Genomic DNA, 22,536 nt, shown 5'->3' on the forward strand with positions numbered 1-22,536 from the left:
GTCAACATTAATTGACAATAAATATGTTGTCTAGGGTTTACACTTAATGGAGATCCATACAACTTCGGTGAAACTTGCTCGGTCTCGTAAAAGATGAGGAGAGTCGCCGTGACTCAATTTAAATTTGACCCACCTAATACTTCGCCAAGCACGCCATGGACGTCTGAATTTCAAGACGCCAGGGTGACAATTGAGTTAGGCACCAGTCCTCGACTCGTGGGCGGCACGACCTTTTCTACCAAATCGGCGATCGATCAAAATCAAGTGAAACTGCTGATTCAAGCAGCGGTTCACAGCATCGAAGAGACCCGAAAATTATTGATGAAATGGCGTCGGCAAGGGCAGTCTTTAAGCGATATTTATCTTTACGGCATCACGGAGTCCGCCAAGGCAATTGGTGAACTTTGGTTTGATGACAAATTAGACTTTTTAAACATTACCATTGCACTTTCACATCTGCACCAAATCATGGAAGAGCTCAGCCCAGAATTTTTGGCAGAGGGCCATCCAGGGTCAAAGGAGCTCAGTCTTCTGCTGATGGCCGAGCCTGGCTCCCAGCACGGATTGGGTCTTTTTATGCTGAGTGAGTTCTTCCGTCAAGCTGGCTGGCGTGTCACGCTCGCTATGCCCCAAGACATGGCTGAATTCAAGCGGATATTTCTATCGGACTGGTTTGACGCTGCTGTTTTATCGCTCCCAACAGACCGATACATCGATAGCGTCGCAAAGGCTGTGGCCGAACTACGCAAAGCAACCACCAACCCTCATTTAAAACTCTACGTGGGTGGGCCGATGGCGCACATTTCACCGGAGTTGCTGAACTGGCCCGGAACTGTGCTTCTCTACACAGACGCACGCCAAACCGTGAGGCTTGTCACACAAGCCATGGATGTTTCTCAACATGAACCCGTTCAAATTTCTCGCAACACCAGATCCCGCAGCTGTGTTGAGGAATTAGGCCAAATCAACACAATGTGACGATATAATCGGCACCTTATAAAGTCATTACTCAAATACAAAGAATTAATAATAAAAATGAACTTTTCCGATCTTGAAGCCGTGACCTTCTCCAAGCTGTTGGGCGCTGTTTCCGACGTCAGTTTGGTCATCAGTTCCAAAGGCGTGATCGAGGATGTGTCAACTGGACAAGACACCATGGCAGCTTTGGGTTGTCAGAGTTGGTTAGGAAAACGGTGGATTGATACCGTCACTTCCGAAAGTAAGAAAAAGATCGAAGATCTACTCGCCGTCCAACCTGACACGCCAAATTTACTTTGGCGTCACGTCAATCATCCGCTGCCCTCTGGCGGTGAAGCCGCTATTCAGTACATCACCGTTGCTCTTAAGGGCGACAAATTGTTAGCCGTCGGTCGCAGCCTTGAGCGACTTGCCGAACTCCAACGCCGACTGGTTGAAACGCAACAGTCCATGGAGCGCGACTTTCTCAGACTCAGGCACATTGAAGCGCGTTACCGCATTTTGTTTGAAACCTCGCCAGACGCGGTATTGTTGGTGGACTCACATTCCTACCGATTAATTGAAGCCAATGCAGGCGCGCAAGCGCTGTTCAAAGATGCTGGCAAACGGATGGTGGGCCGTGATTTCCGAGAATGTGTCGATCCTGAAAGCCAAGCCGAAGTTCAATCCCTCCTGAGAACCGCGCTCGCAACGGGTCGTATTGAAATGTGCTCGGCCACCCTGCCCGGCTCTTCGTTGCCAATCACGGTATCGGCCTCGGTTTTTAGGCAAGATGGTGGAGCGCAATTTTTGGTGCGTATGACTCCCCGCGAAGCGCATACATCGGCCCACACATCCATCGATGCGGCCACGGTTTTGAGTGAACTGATGGCGCACTTCCCAGACGGATGGTTACTCACAGACACGACGGGCACCGTCAAGAGCGTCAACGAGGAAGGCATGGCGCTCTTGGGGTTAACTGCAGCTTCTCAAGCCGTGGGCCAATCGTTAGAACGCTGGTTAATCCGAGGCGCTGTTGATTGGGGCGTCCTCAACACCTCACTGAAACAGCAAAAACCCGTCAGAAACTTTGCCACCGAAGTCAAAACACTGTCGGGTATGACGCTTCCCGTCGAGATTTCGGGAATTTATTTGGCCAATGCAGAACCCCTGTACGTGTTGTTTGTGCGAGATTTGAATCGACGCGCTCAGTCAGCTGCGCATGCCTCGGAACCGCTGCCCAATCCTTTTGCAGACCTGTCGCAATTGGTGGGTCGACGCCCTATCAAAGACATCGTTGGCGATACTGTCGATACGATAGAGCGCATGTGTATCGAGGCAGCGCTGGAGATGACGCATAACAACCGCGCCTCTGCTGCAGAAATGCTGGGACTCTCTCGCCAAAGTCTCTACGTCAAGCTGAGAAGGTTCGGAATTTCCTCTGAAAACGACTTCAACTCGGACACAAACGCTTGAAGCGGTCCAATCTGTTGATCTACAAAAACCACCACTAACCGCATTTGTCTTAGGCAACCAAGGGTAATTGATAGTGGTGCGTGGGCTGATAATTGATCAAAATCAAGGCCTGTTAGCGAATCGGTATGCTATTTTGCTGGTGAACCATCACCCCGATCATTTTTCCGATATGTCGGTACGCTAGCTTTTCTGTAGGAATCTTCATGCCTAAGATGAACAGCATGCATCACCAGCGTGCGACAGACTCGGCGAATGATGAGTGCAAAGAGTCTCTCCAAGACTTAATCGGGGAGCAACTCATCCCCAGGCTTTTGAATTCTCAAAACTACAGAGAACGCCTGAGTACGCCAGAAGTCTCTGGTGCCAACACGGGCGCCATCCTTGAATTTAATGACTTTACAAACGCCTGCATTCAAGGCGATTCGTTGCGGGTCAACAAAATTGTGGACGATTTGATCGCACGAGGTTTTGCACAAGAACGGATTTTTTTAGAGCTGATCACGCCAACCGCCAGGCACTTGGGCCATCTTTGGGACAACGACCTCTGCAGTTTTACTGACCTGACCTGTGGCTTGGCCATCATGCACCAAGTTATTTACCGATTTGGCTATGAGTTTCGTGATGGGCCGCATGACAAAGGTGAGCAGTCCAATGTGCTGGTGTGTTGCGCCCCTGGCTCATTGCACCTTTTGGGCGCCACCATTGTGGGCGATTTGTTCAGAAGAACAGGCGCGAGTGTGGTGGTTGAAATTTCTTCCACAGAAGAAGAGTTGGTCCGCGCCGTCGCTAACGAATGGTTTGATGTGATCGGCATTTCTGTCGCGATTGAATCCCAATTGCTCCAATTGAAATCACTCGTTCACGCGATGAAACGCAACTCCGGCAACCCTCATGTCAAGGTGATATTGGGTGGCCCTATCTTTTTGCTGGTGGATGTCACGGCTGACCTATTTGGCGCTGATGTGATTTCCAACAACCCACAAGAAGTCTTGTCTTTGATCTAACACTTGTTGAATCAAAGGGCACGTCGCGATCGATCAAGGCCGCCTAGGCATACGCCAAGGCAACATCAATCTCACTGGCCATGAGACAAGCCTCGGAATATTCAAGCTCTCGTGCACGACGGTGAGGTCTTCACCTAATAAACGTGTTCGCAGCAATGAGCGAGCATAAAACGGCGTGTCTTCCAACGTACTCACCACCTCTGGTGCGGTGCCAGATTCACTGCACATCGCGCGCTCAACGCGCCAAGCAGATGCTGGCAATGGGTAGCGGGCTGGAGCCTCAAAAGGCGTGTGCGAACCATTTGGAGCAAATCTTTGTGACACCACACGGCCCGGACCCTTTTTGGGCCTCACGTCATACACCACGCTGGTGTCGCCATTGCTCATTTCGGCGCGTGCCCAGTCCCAGTCCCAAAATCCTTTTTCAACGGGTTCATCACCTTCATTCGAGTCCAAGTACGCGTGACCACCCCAACTCAAGCGGGGGTTTTCCATTTCAACTTGGACGCGTGAGCAAGGTGCAATAGGTCCCCAACGATGTAGACCTTCATTGTCTAAAGACGTGACAAACTGACAAAGCCCCTCGGGTCGAACCGTCACGCGACCACGCACCCGTTTGGGCAAAGGCACGTTAACCTCATCAATGTCGATGACCAAGGCTTGGCCATCCCAATGCAAACTACTGGGCCCAATTTGGTAGTGGTGAGCGCTGCGTTGAATGTGCTGACGACCGCGCTCGGTCATGGTCCAACGCTTACCGCCTTTGCCATACAAGGCCACATTCAAGGCACAAAAATTTTCTGGATCTGCGACACCGCCTTGAAGGCTGCGGGCCAACGCGTAATAAGGTGAGAAAACACTGCCTACAAAAGCGATGATGGACAAACCATGTTCGCCATCATCACTCAACGCATCGACATACCACCAGAGATAACCACCCGGTGGGACTTTTTGGTCAAACCGAGGTCCGCCATCAGCGTCGCGGCCGCCAAACGTCCCGACATGGCTGCCATCGGAACGCCCGGCCCCGGGTGAACGCTCCCCCCCGCCGTGTAGAGGCCCGGCACTTTGCTGCGCGCAGAGGGGCGACGAAATGCTGACATCCACCCGTGGGTCGCCTGACCATAAAGCGCTCCCCCACTGCCCGGAAAGAGTCGGGCAAAGTCCTGAGGCAAGGTTCGCACCACCTGCTGTGGCGTGACTTCGATCTCCAAGCCACAGCGACGCATCAGCGCCATACTGCTTGATTCGCATGCGTGTATCTCCGATGCATTGAATGTGTGTGTATCGCCATCAGCGGGCGCATTGACAAGGCAGAAAATTCGTTCTGAAGCTGCTTGTGTCAGCCCGTCATCGTTGCGATCTTGGGCGCAAACATAAACCGTGCCCTGCGCAGGCAATTGCCGTTTGTGAAAAATATCATCGAACTCAGCGCGGTAATTTTGGTTGAAAAACACGTTGTGACGCACCAACGGAAAACCATTTGTTTTTGCGTGCATCGACAACGTCATCGCCGAGAGTGAACGCTGCTTTGCGCTCACCGCTTGAAAGTTAGGGCTGAGACCTTGACCCAGCATGCCATGGGCCAACGCCGCCACATCACCGTTAAAAACAACGTGATCAGCGTCTAAGTGCTCACCTGTAGACAATTCCACGCCACTCACCCTTCCCTGCTGGGTGTGGATCTGAGTGCACGACACGCCATAGCGAGCTTTCACGCCATGCGTTTCACCTAACTTGGCGAGGGCGGATGCCACTTGAAACATCCCGCCCTTGACCGACCAAACGCCATCAAGCTCCACCTGCGCCACCAACATCAGTGTGGCAGGTGCAGACCAAGGCGATGAGCCGCAATAGGTGGCGTAGCGGCCAAACAACTGTTGCAGACGCGGATCGTGAAAATGACGGCCCAAGCTGCGCCATAACGAGGCAAAAGGACCCAAACCACTCAGTGTGGCCATGCCACTCATGCCTAAGTCGCTCACCATACTCACGAGATTCGGGCGTTCACTGCGGATATAGGGCTTCTCTAGCGTGTCATACAGGCGTCGCGTTTGCTGACAAAAGTTGAGAAAACGTCGCGCCTCTTGTGGGCTGCTGAATTGTGCAATTGCCTCGGCAGTGCGCGCCGTGTCTGAATACAAATCAAGCCGTTGTGGACTGGCATCCCAAGCGTGTCGGGCCAAAACACCGATGGGCTCCAATTGCAAAATGTCCTCCAACGAGGTGCCTAGATTTTCAAGCATTTGGTCCAACACCCATTTCATGGTGAAGACCGTGGGGCCGGAATCGACACCCACCCCATCGACTTGCACTTGCCTGATTTTTCCGCCGGGTTGATTGGCACTTTCTACCAAGGTGACATCGAGCCCTTGATGCGCCAACAGCAACGCGCTCACCAAGCCGCCAATGCCCGCGCCCACCACCACCACACGAGGCGTTTGCATGGACTTATGCATACCGTTTGCCCAACCACTGACCTTCAACTTTCAGAGGCACAAAACGTGCAAACATAGATTCCGAAAAATAGCCCTGCTGATTGGCCGCTTGAATCGCTTTGAGGTGCGAACCCGAACGCGCGTAGGCATTCATTTCAGTCACGCTGTTCCAAATGCTGAATGTGGCTTGGCGAAAAAAAGGTGCTTCGCCTAAGCCCACAGCCAACTGACATCCCTCAACGCCCTCAAGCGCAGTTTGTGAAGGAGGGGCATGACGCCAAAATGCATGCGCTTTGCTGAACTTGATGGAGGCTCTGGTCAGCGCTGCAACAGGACCGTTGATAGGAGGCTCGGCATTGGCTTGAAAAGAAACGCCATCCCAACTGCCACGACAGGAAAAAGCTTTCAAGGTCACGCAGCAAAATTCATTCGATCGCTTCTGATAGTCACCAACAAGGGCGGAGTGAGAAATGAAATCTTGCGCCGTTTGAACAGATTCAAACAACGCGAATACACCTTGACGGGAAGGACTTGGCCGAAGGGCAAAGCCACCCTCATACCCGCTGCCCAATACTTTTGAAAAGAGCAAACCAGGAACGCGCTGCAAAGCACGAGGACCTCGCACTATGCGCGACCAGCCCCACAGTCGAGAAGCCTCTGCAATGTCGGCCAATAAGACAACAGCCGTCTGGTCATCAAGCCCCACTGGGTGTGCTTGGCTCATTTCTGGACTCCCATTAAAAAAGGCCTGCACCGCAACGGGTGCAGGCCTTATGAACTTCTGAGTTTAAGGCTTTGCTAAAACTTGAAGTTCAGGAAAGTCTTTCGCCATCGCTGCGCCATAGAGAGGCTTGAAAGCACCTTGGTGGCACGTGCTGCAATTGACTTTTGCAACATCTCCTTTAGGCCCCAAACGATGGGGGGGGAAGGTATCTGTTAGAGGCGTCATGTAGTCATTGTTGAGCTCGCGCGCCATCCGAATGCCATGCCAAGCGGTCACACGTTGAGGCCTCGATTCCTCCCAAGATTGGAAGTTGCGTGTGTTGTGGCAATAAGTACAGTTCACACCTAAGGACTCTGACATGTGCACCATCAAGGAGTACGTGTGTTCAGTCTGCTTGAGAGAAGCACGGTTGGCATTGGAACCCACACCCGCCATGGCCTCATTGCCGTTGACTCGGATGGGCGCCGCGTCTTTGAGGTAAGGCGAAAACGGATCGAACGGCAACGATGTCAGTCCGGCTTCTTTGGTGGCAATGTTTTGGCCAGCCAAATCACCCAACAAACTGCTTGCATATTTGCGATCCTTAGGCTCCGTCCAAACTTGCGTTGGCACGTTGTTGCCACGGTGGCAGGTATAGCAAGTCACACCCGTTTCAGCTACGTGGGGCTTCCAGTCCTGGTTGACTTTTTGCGTCATTTGGATCATGCGACGCGCCACCACCTTGGTGTACTTGCCGTCATCCGCAAAATTCTGGACGTTGTGGCAATAGGCACAGCCCTGATCTGGTGCCACCCACTGCGTGATGGCGACCATTTGTCGATTGAACTGCCCTACGCTCAGATCACCCAAAACTTTGACGTTCTGATAAACCTGACTGGCCTTTGGACCATCGGCAGCTGCGGCATCTGGGGCTGCGGGTGCTTGATTCAAAGACGCTTGTTTTAGCAAGGTTCTGGGGTTGTAGATTTGCTCCATGCCTGTGCCGCGAAAACCCGTCTGAACGGTTTCGATGGGCGGGCGTTCGCAGCCCGTAAGCATCACGGCAGCCCAAATACAAAGCGCTAATTTAAAAATCAGTTTCATGGCTTCACTCCCAGAATTGCAGGATCAAGCACGGTGGGGCTGACCAAGGGGTACGCTGGCACAACATGGTGTTTGACGGACCACAGATACCAGTTGTCCACCACAGTACCGGTGAGCAAAATACCCACACCACCCACCAAGGGACAAAGCACGGCAAACCACCAAGCCCAACGGTGGATGGACTCCATCGTGGCATTGAAGCCCATGGTCCAACGCCAGAACAAGGCTGCGCGCTCAGATGCTGTACCGCGATCGACAATTTGTTCAATCTCACGCTCACCGCCGTAACGGGTTACCGCCAAGATGGTGGCACCATGCATCGCAAACAGCAGCACCGACCCGTACAGGAAAACGATCGACAGCGCATGGAACGGGTTGTAAAACAAGTTACCGTAGCGCAGAGATATGGCAGAGACCCAGTCGAGGTGAGGGAATATGCCAAATGGGACCGCCTCAGACCAGCTGCCCATCATGATGGGACGGAAAAAACCGCACACCAAAAACAACCAAATCGCAGCCGCATAAGCCCAAGCGATATGGGTTCCTAAGCCCAACTGGCGCGCACGTCTGTAAGTACGTGCCCACCACAGCATGATGGACGCGGTCAGCATGAAGCCAACAATCAGCCACCAACCGCCTTGTTGAAGCGGCGGAAAACTCAAACCGTAAGCAGGTGCGGGTGGCTCTAGCGCCAACCAAAACAACTGACGTACTAATTGGACGGGGTTCCAGTCCACAGAGGCCAACATATTGAAGCCAATGATGTTGAAAGCAAAGATGCCCAAAATTAAGGACGCCAGACCGAGCGTACCTAAATAGACGGGACCGATTTGGGCATTACCAATGCGCCCTAATAGGTGCATTAAAAATGGTTTGCCTAAACGTTTGTCATCACCGCGAGGTAAGTCCACCCCGTCGTGCAGGGGCCCGACCGGCTGCACCGTGGTGAAAAGATTTTGATATTGAGACATTTCAATTTCCTCTCTTTTTGAATCAAGTGCGCCAGATCGGCATATTCAGCCACCAACTCCACCACTCTGGCCAAGCACCCGTCCAAAATGGACCACTGACCACAATGCAGACGATGCCAAACCAAACGCCAGAAAGCGCTAAGAACAGACCCAATCGGTGAATGCCAAGCGTGCCAACGGAGTAACCAATCAAATCGCGGAAGAAGGTGTCTTCGTGTTCAGGCGACTTCACTGTTTGCCCTTTTCCAGGATTGGTAGCCGACAAGACCAAGCCACCGTGCATAGAGAGTGAAAGTACTGTGGCGAAGAACAAAGTCACGGCAATCATGTGCCACGGGTTGTAGTGAAAGTGCAGGTACTGATAGGCCGTGTTGCTCACCCAATCTAAGTGGCTGTAGATGCCGTATGGGAAAGCATGCCCCCAAGCACCCATCAAAACTGGGCGAATCACTTGCAGGCTCACATAAGCCAAGATAGCCATGCTGAAGGCAACAGGCACATGCAGACCCATTCCTAATTTGCGGCAAATCTCAACTTCACGCAATGCCCAAGAAACGAATGAGCCGATGGCACACACCGTGATGAGTTGCCACAACCCCCCTTCCATCATGGGCGCAAATCGCAACCCGTATGAAATGTCTGGTGGGGCAATATTAATTTGCCAAATGTTCCAAGTGGGCCCCATGGCAGCGCCCCACAGAATCATCATGGTTCCGGAAAGCGCAAAAAACAAGGTGGTGATTCCGAAGAATCCAACGTAAAAAGGACCGATCCAAAAATCAAACAGGTCGCCCCCAAATAGGGTACCGCCGCGCACTCGGTATTTGCGTTCAAAACTTAACATGGACATAGTTGTATCCTCCGACCGGATGACTGTTTGTAAGGTCTTTTGGGCTTCAAGTTAACAATTCAAAAGGACAGACGTATCGTTCAAAATGAGCGAATTACGTCTGCCTGAATAAAGACCAATGGTCCTTACTTTTGCGGCAAAGCCGCGTTTTGTGACTGCACTCTCGCCGCTGCGGCTTTGGCCGTATCGGGATGCCAGCTGTTGATGTTGTAACGATCGCCACTGATTTGGATCAGATGAATCGAGGTTGAAATAAAGGCAATCATCATTCCAGTCAGAACGATGGCCTTGAGGGGATCTATCACACGCCAAATGCGCCACATAGTAATTTCCTTTCTTAATTCAATTGAGAAATAACGGTGTAGACAGAGGACTTCACGCCGTCCAAAGTGCCCGTTGAACCCTCAGCCCCAGGGAGCCAGCTTCGCCAGTCAAGAACCAGCAACTGTCCCGCTATGGCGAGAACCATGAACACTAAAAACAGCAAAACAAACGTGATCCCATAACCATCGAAATGGCCGTGAGATTGAACCGTTGTTGTGCGATCGTTCGGGTGGGTCATATTCATCTCCGTTGATTGGTTTTTTTAGAACCAGGGACGCCAGATCCACACTAAGCTGTGGGCGAAGAAAGCTCCTACGGCCCACAACAGGTAACCCTGTATGAAGTACGTATGGAACTCTTGGGCTTCTTCGTCTGACAGCCCTGAAGGGTTAGCTGCATCAGTCATAGTTTTTGCCTCTTTCTAAATGCCTTGCGGCAACTCCCTGAACTCTTGCAAGTACAGGACGGACTGTTGTGGTTGTGACACCGCAACAGGTGGACCCTCGGGCTAGCCGAAGGATTGGACGGTCCAACAAACTCAAGTGCACATCGTTCATGCATGTGCCCCTTCATTTGCTTTTCCGAACAATTCTGTGAATCTCTCTGCTTCAACATGCGAACGGCCGGTTTCCCGTGCATCGCGCTCCGCTTGATCGCGCATTCGCTTCGCTGCTGAAATTCGAACCAATACGGGCTGTTGCTCCAGCAAAGCGTCTAATCTGTCTTGTGCCTCGGGCTCCCACGGCACGGTGGTGTTGGGCGCAGAGCGACCCAAGGTGCCTTCGATCTTGTCCATCTCTGTGCCCAGGGGCAAGATGTGGAATAAGGCATCAAAGAGACCGTTGCAAAACTCTTGAATGATGTATGTCGCGCCGGCATAACCCATGAAGGGCGTGCCGGTATGGCGACGAATGATGGGCAAAGGAAAACTGGCTGGAATGAAGCTGGTTTTCATCATGCCGCCACCGCCACACTCGGCCAAATAAATACGCTCGTTGTAGCTGCCGTACAAAATAAGCGGTGTTTTTTCGGTCACCAGTTTGCGCACTTCTGCGTTGTCAGTTTTGGCACCTGCGATGCGCGAGATAGCAAAGTTGCAAGGCAGGCCCATTTCGTCTTCTAAGAAATGGCGAATGCCGCGTGTGTAGGTTTCATTGGCCACGACGCCAAAGTTGGCAGTACCAAAAAAGTCTTGTGTGACCGAGCGCCATAAATCCCAAATGGGTTTGATGGTGCTGTGCTTTTCTCGTTCAATGAACGGCTCTGGATCTAGGCCGAGCAACTCACCCAAAGAACGAAGGAATTTGGTGGTGCTGTGCAAACCAATAGGCGCTTGCAAATACGGGCGCTCTAGGGCTTCACACAACATGCGGCCGAATTCGCGGTACATGCAAATATTGACATCCGCCTCAACCAATCGGGACACATCTGCGACGTGCGAACCCAATGGGAAGACCATATTGATGTCGGCGCCAATGCCTTGCACCAAGCGACGAATTTCAGCCAAATCACTGGGGCAGTTGAAAGTGCCGTAGCTGGGTCCAATGATGTTGACACGAGGACGCTCGCCCTCTTTGCGCACACGCTTAGGAACATGCTTGACACCGTACTGCTGCCAAAGCCAGTACATGGCGCGATTGGCACATTGCCACTGGTCTTCGTCAATGGTGCGCGGCAAAAAGCGTTGCAGATTGGTACCCTCAGGCGTCACGCCGCCACCAATCATTTCAGCAATCGATCCCGTCACAACCACTGAAGGTAGATCAGGGTTGAGCGTGGCGTGCGCACGGCGCATGGCGCCTTCGGTACCTTCGCGACCCAATTGCTCTTCGGCTAGTCCTGTGACCACAATCGGCAGCTCATGGGGTGGCAGTGCATCGGTGTAATGCAACACCGAAGTGACAGGCAAGTTCTCGCAGCCCACAGGGCCGTCAATGACAACTTGCAAGCCTTTGATGGCGGTGAACACATACACCGCTCCCCAATAGCCACCCGCGCGATCGTGGTCAAGAACTAGCATCAGATCATGGCCTCCGCTTTGCGTTTTTTGGCTTGCTTTTCCAGTTGCCTGCGCGTTTCAGCTTCAAACTCAGGGCGGTTTTGCGGCACGCCGTGTGAGGCTTCCCACACACCTGCGGCGTGCCCAGTACCGGTATCGCCAAAGAAGGCTTTCATTTCGTCAAAGCGCGACTTGTTGGCAATGGCGCCATTGATGACTTGCGCCAACGAACCCGCACCTGCAGGACCCATCAAGGGACGGGCAGAAATGAGGTTGGTGAAATACAAGCTTGGAATACTGAGCTCCTTGGCCGCTTGCACCACCGGTGTGGTGCCAATCGCCAAATCAGGCTTCCATTCGTGGATAGCAGCCAAGTCTTGTTCAAGGGAAGCACGGTATTGCACATGCACGCCTCGCGCTTGCAGCCATTCGCAATCCGAGGCGCTCCAAGGCGTTTTTGGACAGGCTGTGCCGACATAGCGCAAATCAGCTCCACTCTCCACCAACAAACGCGCCACCAACAACTCAGAACCTTCATAGCCACTGAGGGTGATGCGACCCTTGATGGGTGACTTGGCTAAGCCGGCTTTGATGGCGCCGAGCATGATGTTTTTGACCATGTCGATTTTGGCTTGCGGCACATTGGCTGCGTTGCCGATGGCTTGCAACCAAGCTTCTGTGCCGTCATGGCCCACCGGCGCTGAGCCCACAATGGGGCGGCCGGCCGCTTCAAATTCGCGGATGCTGGCAGTGTAGAAAGGATGGATGGCAGCCACCGCAGAACAATCCAGCGCCGCATAAAGTTCGCGCCATTCTCGGGTGGGCACCACAGGACCGGCAGCAAGGCCCATGGGTTCGAGCATGCGCCCAATGATCATGGGGTCGGCGGGGAACATTTCACCAATCATGGTGATGGTGGGCTTGTCAGAACGCCCTGTGCGGGGGGCTTGAACAGGACCTGCCAAAATTTCTTCACGCGCATACTTCAACATCGCGCCAGCCAACACATCTTTGGCTTCCGCATGGGTTGGCACGCCGAAACCGGGCACATCCACACCAATGATGCGAACGCCATTGATCTCTTTGGGCAGCAATTGCAGTGGCACGCCGCTGGCTGTGGGCACGCACAAATTGATGATCACGATGGCGTCGTATTTCTCGGGATCGGCTTGGTCGTAAACAGACTCGCGAATGTCTTCGAACAACTTACCCGTAACCAAGGACTCTGAGTTGAAAGGCACGTAACCGACACTGCGCCGAGCGCCGTAAAAATGCGAGGTGAAAGTCAGGCCATACACACAACAAGCTGAACCCGACAAAATGGTGGCGGTGCGGCGCATGCGAAGGCCCACGCGCAGAGAACCAAAGGCGGGACACATGCTTTGCGGCTGATCGTGGGGGCCTGCTTTAGGATCAACTGGATAGTCCTTGGCATATTGCGCCAACACGTCAGACTTGCCAGAAGCCTTCGCTGCTGCCAACATTTTTTCGCCGCCGGCATGACAACCCATGCCATCACCTTCTATGGAGGTGCTCATGCCTTCTGGTGCCTGAGCCATCGCGGGGATGATGGGTATGGTTTTAGTCATGGTGGTTATTGACTGAATGTCAGACTTCGTCGTAAACAACTTCAAGCGTTGGCTTGCTGGTGTCTGTCTTGCCGCACATATCAAATTGAGTGGCGGGCTCCAGCACCACATCGCGCCCCACAGCTGAAGCGGCAAACAAGCCCAACAACTGGTCTTGCGTCATCGGGTTCGGACGGATCGGCACCGATGTGGCCACGTTGGCGGCCAACTCTGCAAACATCGGGCCCCACACAGAATCAGGGCGACCAATGATTTCGTAGCTCGCGCTCTTTCTGCGAATGTCTTCGTTGGCAGGAATGGTGGACAACACAGGAATACCCACCTTCTCAGCAAAGTTGGCAGCTTCACCGGTGCCATCGTCGCGGTTGATCACCATGCCGGCCACACCCACATTGCCACCGAGCTTGCGGAAATACTCAACCGCTGAACACACGTTGTTGGCCACATACAGGGACTGCAAATCGTTGCTGGCCACCACAATCACTTTTTGGCACATGTCGCGTGCAATCGGCAAACCAAAGCCACCACAGACCACGTCGCCCAAAAAGTCGAGCAACACATAGTCAAAGCCCCACTCGTGGAAACCCAACTTCTCTAGCAATTCAAAACCGTGGATGATGCCGCGACCACCGCAACCGCGACCCACTTCTGGCCCGCCCAATTCCATGGCGTACACGCCATCGCGTTTGAAGCACACATCGCCAATGGCAACCGCTTCACCTGCTAATTTTTTCTTCGAAGAAGTTTCAATGATGGTGGGGCATGCGCGACCACCAAACAACAAACTGGTGGTGTCGCTCTTGGGATCACAGCCAATCAGCAACACCTTTTTGCCTTGCTGGGCCATCATGTAACTGAGGTTGGCCAAGGTGAAGCTTTTGCCGATACCACCTTTGCCATAAATGGCAATGATTTGGGTTTCTTTGGTGACTGCCTCGGTACTCACCGACTCCGTTGGCAAGGCCGCCTCTTGACGAAGTCGATCCACGAACTGGATCGTCTGTTCGTTGGATGTTGTTTGATTATTCATGCGTGAGCACTCCAGTCCAGGACCATCTTGAGACAAGAAACATCACCAAACGCCGTTTCATAGGCAGCGTTGGCAGAGTGAAAGGCTTGGACATGCGTGACCAAACCCTTGAGAGACAGTTGACCGTTGTTGACCAGCTCATTCACCGCCAACAAATCTGCCCTTTTCCATTCGGAAGCAATCCGAATTCGAGCCTCACGATTGAATGCAGGCGAGTAAGAGAACTGAAGGCCATGCTTGTAAAAACCAGCCAACACCACTTCGCCACCAGGACGAATTCGCTGAATCAAGTCGTCCAAAACGCCAGCATCGCCATTCACGTCATAAATGGCTTGGTAGTCTTTGCGTGGATCGTCTTCAGGACGAATCACGTCATAACCTTGGGCGCCTTTGGCAACCTCTGGGCGAGATTCCCAAACGGTTGGCGCCGGAAAACCAGCCGCCACAGTGAGTCGCGCCAACAAACGGCCCATCACACCGTGGCCGATGATCAAATCTGGCGGCGTGAATGGCTCGCCAACACCACCACCCGAAACGGCGTGATAAGCGGTGGCAGCAAGCGCCAACATCACAGCATCCACACCCAACTGGTTTGAGACTGGCAAAACCAGATCGTCGGACACCACCAACCGGGATGCAGCACCCCCATACAGACTTTTGACACCAGAGAAGCAATTGGCCCCAGGCACGAACACCATGTCGCCTTCTTTCAGCTTCGCGCCTTTGTGCGCCTTGACCACTTGTCCAAAGGTTTCAAAACCTGGGACCAATGGATAGGCCAGACCCGGCAAGGCAGGCATGCTGCCATCCCACAGCATCCGCTCGGCGCCAGTACTGATGCCGCTGTATTGAACCGCCACCTCCAATTGACCCGCTTTGACTTCGGGCAGCTCGAGCGCCTGCAAAGACAATTGCTTGGGTCTATCAAAAACGACGGCTGTTGATTTCATGACTGTATTTTCTGCATTACAAATTGATGTGTCAAGCTGGATTTACATTTATTTGCAGAAACTAGGGCAAACACTTACTCTTTCGTCCCAAAAGAATCTGCGCATGGATCGGCATGTTGTTAGGCACCAACTCCACACGGGCAAATCCCGCCTCGCTCATCATGAGCATCAACGCTTCTGGCGTTCTCAAGCGGCCGGCGCCCATGGCAAGCAAATAAAAATGGAAATAGGCATCTGTCTGCGTCGGTCCATCGGCACTTTGCGAATAAGTCCTGGCCATGGGCTCTGCCAAAAGCAAGGTTCCACCCACAGGCAGTGCCTCATAAATTTTTCGCAACAACTGCTGAACAACATCGTCTGGGTGATCGTGAGCCACACGAACCAAAGTGACCAAATCAGCACCTTGGGGCAATGCGTCATGCAAAAAATTGCCAGGACACAAACTCAAACGATCGAGCAAACCTTTGCTCTCAAAAGTGGCCTTGGCCAACTCAAGGACGGGTGGCAGGTCAAACAATTTAAGGTCGAGGTGCTTGGCGTGCAAGGCCAACTCGCTGGCAAATCGGCCCTTGCCTGCACCCACATCCAACACGCAACGGTGTTCATCAAAAAAGTAGGCGCCAAGAATTTCTTGAACCACAAATTCTTGCGACGACGCCATCAAGTCTGAATAACGACTGAACTTGTCTTGGGCCACACGCTCTGCCGCTTGTGCGTCATGGGCATAGGGCCAATATTCGGCCATGCCACCGCGCCACGCGTTGTTGAGAAATGCCAATGGGTCTTGCATGTCCTGATACAACAAATGGTTGTGCTCAACCATCGCTCCAATGCCTGGATGAATCGCCATGGGCACACCCAAAGCGCCCAATCCAAAACGCTGACGACTGCGGTACTCCAGCAGACCGACGGAGACGGCAGACAACAACAATCGCTGCAATGCCTCTTCGGGTAATTTGGTTTTAAGTGAAATTTGCTGGAGGTCTAGAGGCCGCAGTTGCAGCATTCGGAAGAGGTCCAATCGAACGCATCCAAGAAGTACTTGCGAGTAGACAAACCCGGACATCAAATCGAAAATTTGTTGTGTTCGACGTTTTGTAATCCAGCGCGTCACGGGATTACTCAACGACCATTTGTAAAGGCTAGGACTGGCATAAATACGTTCCAACCACTGAAGTACTTGGTCGTGCCAAGAGGTCACCTCATTCAGTGCATCAGGTAAGCGAGCGGCGTTCATAGGACGGGTCATTGAATGATTTGCTGTGGATGTTTGGCGATCACGCGTGAAGCCCGCTTCTTGGTTGGCTTCGTGCTCGCGAGACGCTTGCGATAGTCTTCGCACATGGATTTAGGCACCAAGCGTTGCGACTCCAGCAGGACCAACTGCATCAACATGTCTCTGCAAGCGCAATCTGGAATGGCCTGACCAGCCTGGGCGATGAGTGCATCAAAATGCGCAATTGCGCCCTCTAATCCCATGGCTTGCGCTGAACTGGGTCGCTCATTGAGCTTGTCTTGCCCAGCAGGTTTGCCCAACATCGCGATGTCACCCAACACGTCACGAATGTCATCTGCAACTTGATATGCCTCGCCTAAAAAAGCCCCCAAAGAGGCCCAGGGCTTAGGCGATTGGCCACTCGCAATCGCACCCGCACGCGTCGCTGAAACGAACAAAGAACCGGTTTTGGATCGCTGGTAGTGCGCCAAGTCAGCGGAGGATTCACACTCCCAAGCTTGGCCCGCCACAATGCCGTTTGGCAACCCCACACCCTGCGACAGGTTGTCCATCAACGCAATCAATCGGTCAGGATGATGCCGGCCTGCGTTCAATAAAACTTGATAGGCCATCACGATCAGGCCATCCCCTGCCAACAGCGCCAAAGGCTCACTGAACGCTTTGTGAACCGTTGGCAAACCCCTGCGGAAATCGGCATTGTCAAAGGCTGGCATGTCGTCGTGAACCAACGACGCACAGTGCATCAACTCTAGGGCGACGGCTGCGGCATTGGTCAACTCAGGCGCATCATCACCACACGCGGTGGCCACGGCCAAGCAGAGCTGCGGGCGAATTCTGGCGCCTCCCGAAAACACAGCGTGACGCATCGAAGCTTGCAATCGAGGCGGGGCCCCAGCCCCGGCGGCTGCGTCAAAGTGTGACTTCAGCGCCTCTTCGGCGCGGTTCAAAAGACTCATAAAGCCCCCTTTTAACGAGTTTGACAAGATGAAAGAACACATCTTGGTGTAAATATAGCATTACACATTTCGTTGTCAATAGAAATTGACACGCAGCAATTGAAGCCAATCAATCGCGCTGAAAAAGGGGGATACGCGCTTCGTGGTGAGGGTAAAAATTAAGAAGATTGGCGGTGAGCCAGCATCAATCCACAGTGGATGCTTTGGAAGTGCGCTTTAAGGTGGCATTTAAAAATTCAGTCACTGGCGTCAAACCCAACTCAGGTTGTTCTTCCTGAATCAAGTGACCTAGCTTGGGCAACAACACAGTTTGCGAAACTGCCAAAACATTGGCATAGCTTTGAGCGTTACTGCTGGGAATCAGCTGATCTTGGTCTCCCCAAATAAGCAAGGTAGGTGCCGTAATCTTCTTCAAACGGGGCACGGGGTCCGTGTAAATGGTCTGGTTTGCACGGTCCAAGATGGCATCGCGCACGCCGGGCGCTCGCAACATGTCGTAGTAGCGATCGACCAAGGTGTCGGTCAGTGCGTTTGCGTCAAAGAATGCAGACTCAATGGATTTACGAACCAAAAACTTGGGCAAAGAAAATTTGATCACACCCATGATGGCTGGCATCGCATAGGGCTTGGTGCCAATGTCTTTGGTTTCAGGAAAACCGTCAGGTGCCATCAAAACCAAGGCCTTGACCCGGTCGGGCTCCGCTGCCGCCAAACTCCAAGCCATTTTTCCGCCCATAGAGTGACCCACCACTGAGAAACTGGATAAACCCAGCTTGTCCACAAAACGCGTCAATGCAGCCACATCGTTTTGCTCAGAATAATCATGGGTAGGGCTGGGGCCTGTCAGACCAAACCCAGGCAAGTCTGGTCGGATGACCCGGTAATCTTGTTCTAACTTACCGGCCCAAACATCCCAAGTCTGAAGGCTTGAACCAAACCCATGCAAGAGCAAAAGGACCGGCGCATCTTTGGGGCCTGTGTCTTTGTAATGGATATTCAATCCGTCAACTTGCACCACATGCTCGGACGTAGACCCGTAACGTTGGCGCAGCTCCGACATCGTCAAATCAGGTGCCCAAAGCCCGTAAAGAACACCGACAGATAAAAAAGCACTGGCTAACAAAACACCACCTCGATCAAGTAATTTATGCATACGGTTAAAGAGTTGCAAGCCCAATATTTGTCAACCCATTATGCATTTAATGACTTTGAAACCACCGCATTTGAAGCGGTGAGTAAGGTTGATCGGGCCACCGCAACACGCCGTGAAATCTTTGACAAGGGCCATCGATTCAAGTCAGAATTGAAGTTATGAAAGCCAAAGCTATTGTTTTTGAAGCTCCCCAATCTCTGCGTGTTCGTGAACTTGAACTCGCGCCCATGGGGCCACTCGATCTAGAAGTCGAGGTCTCGTTCAGTGGCATCAGCACGGGAACAGAGCGCTTGTTATGGGATGGCACCATGCCCCCTTTTCCTGGCTTGTCTTACCCCTTGGTTCCGGGGTACGAAACCGTTGGCACTGTGGTTGACTTAGGTGCTGACGTATCTGGATTGCAAAAAGGCGATCAGGTCTTCTTGCCCGGCTCGTATGCGTTTCAAGGTGTTGCCAACTTATTTGGCGGGGCAGGTTCTCGTTTGGTGGTACCGCACGACCGCGCTGTCCGGCTTGACCCCTCACTGGGGAACAAGGGGGTGCTTTTAGCACTGGCAGCGACCGCGCATCATGTGTTCACCGTGGGCCGTGAAGGCGCATCGTTGACCTATCCAGACTTGATCGTTGGCCACGGCATCATGGGAAGACTACTGGCGCGCATGGTGGTGGCGGCTGGCAAGCCGGCTCCTGTGGTCTGGGAAACACAAACCTTGCGGCAGGCGGGTGCGATGGGGTATGACGTCATTCACCCCAATGAAGACACGCGCAAAGATTACCGGTGCATCTGTGATGTCAGCGGAGACGCAGGCATTTTGAAACATGTCATTCCAAAAATGGCACCTGGTGGCGAGGTGATCCTCGCGGGGTTTTATAAACAAGACCTGTCCTTTGCCTATGCCCCCGCTTTCATGCGAGAAGCCAGCATTCGTGTCGCTGCACAATGGAAAAAGCAGGATCTCGATGCCGTTGTGGCCATGTTTCACGACGGCAGTTTGTCGCTCGATGGACTCATCACCCATACTGAAAAAGCGATAAACGCACAGCACGCCTACGAAGTCGCTTTTGGTGATCCGCAATGCCTCAAGATGGTGATCGACTGGACAGAGTGAGGCAACGCAGTGGCATCCAGCAACACTGACGTGCCTTTACCGATACAAAAATTAGGGCGTTTTACGAAACTCTCGCCCTAACAAATACAAACCACTCAACACCACAATGCCCGCCCCCAAACCCACGGCGCTATCAGGCACTTGGCCAAAGACCAACCAGCCACCCAAGGTCATGTAAATGATTTGCTGGTACAAAAATGGGCCCAGCACCCCAGCCGTCGCATAGCGGTGTGCCAGCGCCGAGGCGATATGTCCCAAGCCACCACTCAAACCGGTGAGAAGAATAATCAGCCACGTTTGCCATCCATCGGGTGACTGCCATTGCCACAATGCAAACGGAGCGAGCAACACCGTTGACACAGCGGCAGACGTAAATTGCGTGACCACAGGGTTATCGCTGCTCGCCAAGCGACGCGTCATCAAATTAAAACCCGCATACAAACATGCGTTCATGAGGCTGAGAAAAATAGCTGGATGAAATGCATGACTTCCCGGGCGGATGATGACCAGAACACCTAAAAATCCAACGCCAATCGCAGTCCATCGCTTGGCATCGAGTCGCTCTCCTAGAAAACATGCGGAGACCAAGGCGATCAGGAGAGGAACAGAAAACTGAACAGCGCCAGTCTCAGCCAATTGCAAATACTGCAAAGCAAAAAAGTTCAGTATCGTCATTGAAACCAACATCACACCCCGCAACAATTGCAACCGTGGATTGGTGACGACGAACAACCGTGGGCCCATGAATGGCATGAAAGCCGCTGCGGTGAAAAGTGTATGAAACAAAAACCTCAACCAAACCACTTGTAAAACAGGCAAGCTTTGCACCAACCATTTGGCGCTGGTGTCCAACACGGCAAACATCAGCGTCGTGGCTGTCACCAAAGCAATGCCAATTTGACGGTGACGGGCTGTATCTGTGAAAAGGTTTGACATGCGCCTGGTTGTAGTGGATCGGGACAGCTGGCCATTGTCACCTAGGCATCAAGCGCCACCCAAGAAGCATCCACATCAGGCCATGATTCACCACTGACACATGTCACCACGCCCAACGCTTTTTAGAAAGGTAAATCATGACCGTTCACGCACTGCCCACCCAAACCCATTCCGAGGTCATCCGGCAAACCAAAATTCATTTGGCAGCGGCTTTGCGACTGGCAGTCCATGATGGTTTTGACGAGGGCATTGACAACCATTTCACAGTCAGCGTTCCGGGGCGCGAAGATCAATACATGGTTTTGCCATTTGGTACGCACTGGTCAGAAGCCAGCGCCAGCAACCTCATGGTTTTCAATGAAGCCGGTGACACGCTTGAGGGCAAAGGCGTGGTCGAACTCTCAGCTCGCAGCATTCACGCACCACTGCACCGAATCTCGGGTGCCAAAGTGGTCTTACATACCCATCAGCCGTGGGCTCTTGCACTCAATATGCTCAAAGACAACCGCCTGCTGCCCGCGACCCAAACGGCTGCGTTTTTTCATGGACGAATTGCCTATGACGACACCTACACCGGGCTAGCAGCCTCTCTCAACGAAGGCGAACGATTGGCTTCTCTGCTGGATGGTAAGTCCGTCATGTTCTTGAAAAATCACGGCGTCATCACCGTTGGAGACACCGTGGCACAGGCCTACCGTTTGCTCTACAAGCTTGAAAAAGCTTGCAGAACACAAGTGCTGGCGATGAGCACAGGTCAGCCCATTCATATCTTGGAAGAGCATGTGATTGAGAAAGTCCGCACGCCCAGCAAAGACGATAGCTACTCTAGAACTGAGCGGGAAAAGCTTTACTTTGAAGCCATGATGCGCGTGCTAGACCGCATCAATCCTGGCTACGCAGACTGACGCCTTTGCCCGCCATTGCAAAAGGAATTTATGCAAAAACGTTTGAGTGGTCGCGTTGCCATCGTGACGGGGGCAAGCAGAGGCATTGGTTTGAGCATCGCTCAAGCCTTTGCCAGTGAAGGCGCATCCTTGTGTTTGGTCGCAAGAAACAAAACAGCTTTGGACGACTTGGCAGCGAACCTAACTTTGGACGCTTCACACGTGATGACGCAGGCAATCGACGTCACAAACAGAGAAGCTTGCTTACAAGCCGTTGCGGCCGCCAAAAGTAAGTTTGGACAAATTGACATCTTGGTCAACAACGCGGGTGTTTACCGCTCCAAACCTTTTTTAGATTTCAGTGCCCAAGACTTTCAAGACATGCTCGATGTCAATCTATTTGGGGTTCTGCACTTCACACAAGCCTGTCTGCCCCATATGCAGGAACAGAAAAAAGGCAGCATCATCAACATTGCGTCTACGGCAGGTAAATGGGGCTCGCGCAACCAAAGCGCTTACAACGTCAGCAAGCATGCGGTTGTGGGCCTCACCCGTTGTGTGGCACTTGAAGCGAGTCCACATCAAGTGACCGTCAATGCGATTTGCCCCGGTTTTGTCGAGACCGACATGCTGGACGAACTCAAAGCCCAAGCCTCACAAAGCGCAGGAACGTCGATTGAAGATTTTGAAAAATCTGCACTCTCTCGGGTCCCCTTAGGTCGCATGATGAGGCCGCAAGAAATTGCAGCCATGGCGGTCTTTTTAGCCTCGCCAGATGCCACAGGCATCACCGGCCAATCCATTCAAATGGATGGTGGCATGGTGCTGACTTGAACCCTTCACTCCATAAATGGCCCGAGCTTGCT

The 22,536-nt window shown here is 52.7% G+C and carries 23 protein-coding genes; 6 read left to right on the plus strand and 17 right to left on the minus strand.

The genetic code is table 11. The annotated features are described in order from the left end of the window. Positions 1-108: 108 nt before the first annotated feature. The 3 genes from B9Z42_RS10770 to B9Z42_RS10780 all read left to right on the plus strand — a co-directional run bounded on the left by B9Z42_RS10770 (position 109) and on the right by B9Z42_RS10780 (position 3,437). Positions 109-978 (plus strand): B12-binding domain-containing protein, encoded by an 870-nt coding sequence (locus tag B9Z42_RS10770; RefSeq protein WP_233203608.1) that lies wholly within the window; start codon positions 109-111, stop codon positions 976-978. Positions 979-1,035: 57 nt separating this feature from the next. Then, the gene (gene ppsR, locus B9Z42_RS10775) at positions 1,036-2,433 is read left to right on the plus strand and encodes a transcriptional regulator PpsR (protein ID WP_100133392.1); all 1,398 of its coding nucleotides are present in this window, start codon (positions 1,036-1,038) and stop codon (positions 2,431-2,433) included. A 203-nt stretch (positions 2,434-2,636) separates the two neighbouring features. Beyond that, positions 2,637-3,437 carry a B12-binding domain-containing protein gene (locus tag B9Z42_RS10780; RefSeq protein ID WP_100133393.1) on the plus strand — a complete coding sequence of 267 codons (801 nt, stop codon included), beginning with the start codon at positions 2,637-2,639 and terminating at the stop codon, positions 3,435-3,437. A gap of 33 nt (positions 3,438-3,470) precedes the next feature. Here the strand turns inward: B9Z42_RS10780 and B9Z42_RS10785 are convergent, their stop codons facing one another. The 16 genes from B9Z42_RS10785 to B9Z42_RS10860 all read right to left on the minus strand — a co-directional run bounded on the left by B9Z42_RS10785 (position 3,471) and on the right by B9Z42_RS10860 (position 18,741). Continuing rightward, entirely contained in the window at positions 3,471-4,322 is an 852-nt protein-coding gene (locus B9Z42_RS10785) for a carotenoid 1,2-hydratase (RefSeq protein WP_233203609.1), read from the minus strand. 20 nt (positions 4,323-4,342) lie between these two features. Beyond that, entirely contained in the window at positions 4,343-5,884 is a 1,542-nt protein-coding gene (crtD, locus tag B9Z42_RS10790; protein WP_100133395.1) for a 1-hydroxycarotenoid 3,4-desaturase CrtD, read from the minus strand. Between the two features lie 4 nt (positions 5,885-5,888). Beyond that, positions 5,889-6,284 (minus strand): hypothetical protein, encoded by a 396-nt coding sequence (locus B9Z42_RS16450; RefSeq protein ID WP_233203610.1) that lies wholly within the window; start codon positions 6,282-6,284, stop codon positions 5,889-5,891. A 378-nt stretch (positions 6,285-6,662) separates the two neighbouring features. Further along, entirely contained in the window at positions 6,663-7,682 is a 1,020-nt protein-coding gene (pufC, locus tag B9Z42_RS10800) for a photosynthetic reaction center cytochrome PufC (protein ID WP_100133398.1), read from the minus strand. Further along, positions 7,679-8,653 carry a photosynthetic reaction center subunit M gene (pufM, locus tag B9Z42_RS10805; RefSeq protein ID WP_100133399.1) on the minus strand — a complete coding sequence of 325 codons (975 nt, stop codon included), beginning with the start codon at positions 8,651-8,653 and terminating at the stop codon, positions 7,679-7,681. The genes pufC and pufM overlap by 4 nt, the downstream gene beginning before the upstream one ends. A 22-nt stretch (positions 8,654-8,675) precedes the next feature. After that, on the minus strand, positions 8,676-9,503 hold the full coding sequence (pufL, locus tag B9Z42_RS10810) for a photosynthetic reaction center subunit L (protein ID WP_100133400.1): 828 nt from the start codon (positions 9,501-9,503) through the stop codon (positions 8,676-8,678). A gap of 125 nt (positions 9,504-9,628) precedes the next feature. Continuing rightward, complete coding sequence (locus tag B9Z42_RS10815) at positions 9,629-9,826, minus strand: light-harvesting protein (protein WP_100133401.1); 198 nt, start codon at positions 9,824-9,826, stop codon at positions 9,629-9,631. A 14-nt stretch (positions 9,827-9,840) separates the two neighbouring features. Further along, entirely contained in the window at positions 9,841-10,065 is a 225-nt protein-coding gene (locus B9Z42_RS10820; RefSeq protein ID WP_100133504.1) for a hypothetical protein, read from the minus strand. 24 nt (positions 10,066-10,089) lie between these two features. Next, positions 10,090-10,233 carry a light-harvesting antenna LH1, beta subunit gene (gene pufB, locus B9Z42_RS10825; RefSeq protein WP_100133403.1) on the minus strand — a complete coding sequence of 48 codons (144 nt, stop codon included), beginning with the start codon at positions 10,231-10,233 and terminating at the stop codon, positions 10,090-10,092. Positions 10,234-10,380: 147 nt separating this feature from the next. Then, positions 10,381-11,847: a chlorophyllide a reductase subunit Z gene (gene bchZ / locus B9Z42_RS10830; protein ID WP_100133404.1), complete on the minus strand. Its 1,467-nt coding sequence runs from the start codon at positions 11,845-11,847 to the stop codon at positions 10,381-10,383. Then, positions 11,847-13,415: a chlorophyllide a reductase subunit Y gene (gene bchY, locus B9Z42_RS10835; RefSeq protein ID WP_100133406.1), complete on the minus strand. Its 1,569-nt coding sequence runs from the start codon at positions 13,413-13,415 to the stop codon at positions 11,847-11,849. Before bchY ends, bchZ begins: the two co-directional genes overlap by 1 nt. A 19-nt stretch (positions 13,416-13,434) precedes the next feature. Then, complete coding sequence (locus B9Z42_RS10840) at positions 13,435-14,445, minus strand: chlorophyllide a reductase iron protein subunit X (RefSeq protein WP_100133407.1); 1,011 nt, start codon at positions 14,443-14,445, stop codon at positions 13,435-13,437. Beyond that, the gene (gene bchC / locus B9Z42_RS10845; RefSeq protein WP_100133409.1) at positions 14,442-15,395 is read right to left on the minus strand and encodes a chlorophyll synthesis pathway protein BchC; all 954 of its coding nucleotides are present in this window, start codon (positions 15,393-15,395) and stop codon (positions 14,442-14,444) included. Before bchC (B9Z42_RS10845) ends, B9Z42_RS10840 begins: the two co-directional genes overlap by 4 nt. Before the next feature lie 61 nt (positions 15,396-15,456). After that, positions 15,457-16,632: an acetylserotonin O-methyltransferase gene (locus B9Z42_RS10850; RefSeq protein ID WP_233203611.1), complete on the minus strand. Its 1,176-nt coding sequence runs from the start codon at positions 16,630-16,632 to the stop codon at positions 15,457-15,459. A gap of 8 nt (positions 16,633-16,640) precedes the next feature. Continuing rightward, positions 16,641-17,588 (minus strand): polyprenyl synthetase family protein, encoded by a 948-nt coding sequence (locus tag B9Z42_RS10855; RefSeq protein ID WP_100133411.1) that lies wholly within the window; start codon positions 17,586-17,588, stop codon positions 16,641-16,643. 184 nt (positions 17,589-17,772) lie between these two features. Continuing rightward, positions 17,773-18,741: an alpha/beta fold hydrolase gene (locus B9Z42_RS10860; RefSeq protein WP_100133412.1), complete on the minus strand. Its 969-nt coding sequence runs from the start codon at positions 18,739-18,741 to the stop codon at positions 17,773-17,775. A gap of 158 nt (positions 18,742-18,899) precedes the next feature. Between B9Z42_RS10860 and bchC (B9Z42_RS10865) the strand changes: the two genes are divergently transcribed. Further along, the gene (gene bchC / locus B9Z42_RS10865; protein ID WP_100133413.1) at positions 18,900-19,850 is read left to right on the plus strand and encodes a chlorophyll synthesis pathway protein BchC; all 951 of its coding nucleotides are present in this window, start codon (positions 18,900-18,902) and stop codon (positions 19,848-19,850) included. 51 nt (positions 19,851-19,901) lie between these two features. On the opposite strand, the gene B9Z42_RS10870 is transcribed toward bchC (B9Z42_RS10865), so the two are convergent. Then, positions 19,902-20,786, minus strand: a complete 885-nt coding sequence (locus tag B9Z42_RS10870; RefSeq protein ID WP_100133414.1) for a DMT family transporter — start codon at positions 20,784-20,786, stop codon at positions 19,902-19,904. A gap of 137 nt (positions 20,787-20,923) precedes the next feature. Between B9Z42_RS10870 and B9Z42_RS10875 the strand changes: the two genes are divergently transcribed. Further along, entirely contained in the window at positions 20,924-21,691 is a 768-nt protein-coding gene (locus B9Z42_RS10875) for a class II aldolase/adducin family protein (protein ID WP_100133415.1), read from the plus strand. Positions 21,692-21,721: 30 nt separating this feature from the next. Continuing rightward, on the plus strand, positions 21,722-22,504 hold the full coding sequence (locus tag B9Z42_RS10880; RefSeq protein ID WP_100133416.1) for an SDR family NAD(P)-dependent oxidoreductase: 783 nt from the start codon (positions 21,722-21,724) through the stop codon (positions 22,502-22,504). The last annotated feature ends 32 nt before the right edge of the window (positions 22,505-22,536 follow it).

The organism is Limnohabitans sp. B9-3 (assembly GCF_002778325.1).
Classification (GTDB): domain Bacteria; phylum Pseudomonadota; class Gammaproteobacteria; order Burkholderiales; family Burkholderiaceae_C; genus Limnohabitans; species Limnohabitans kasalickyi.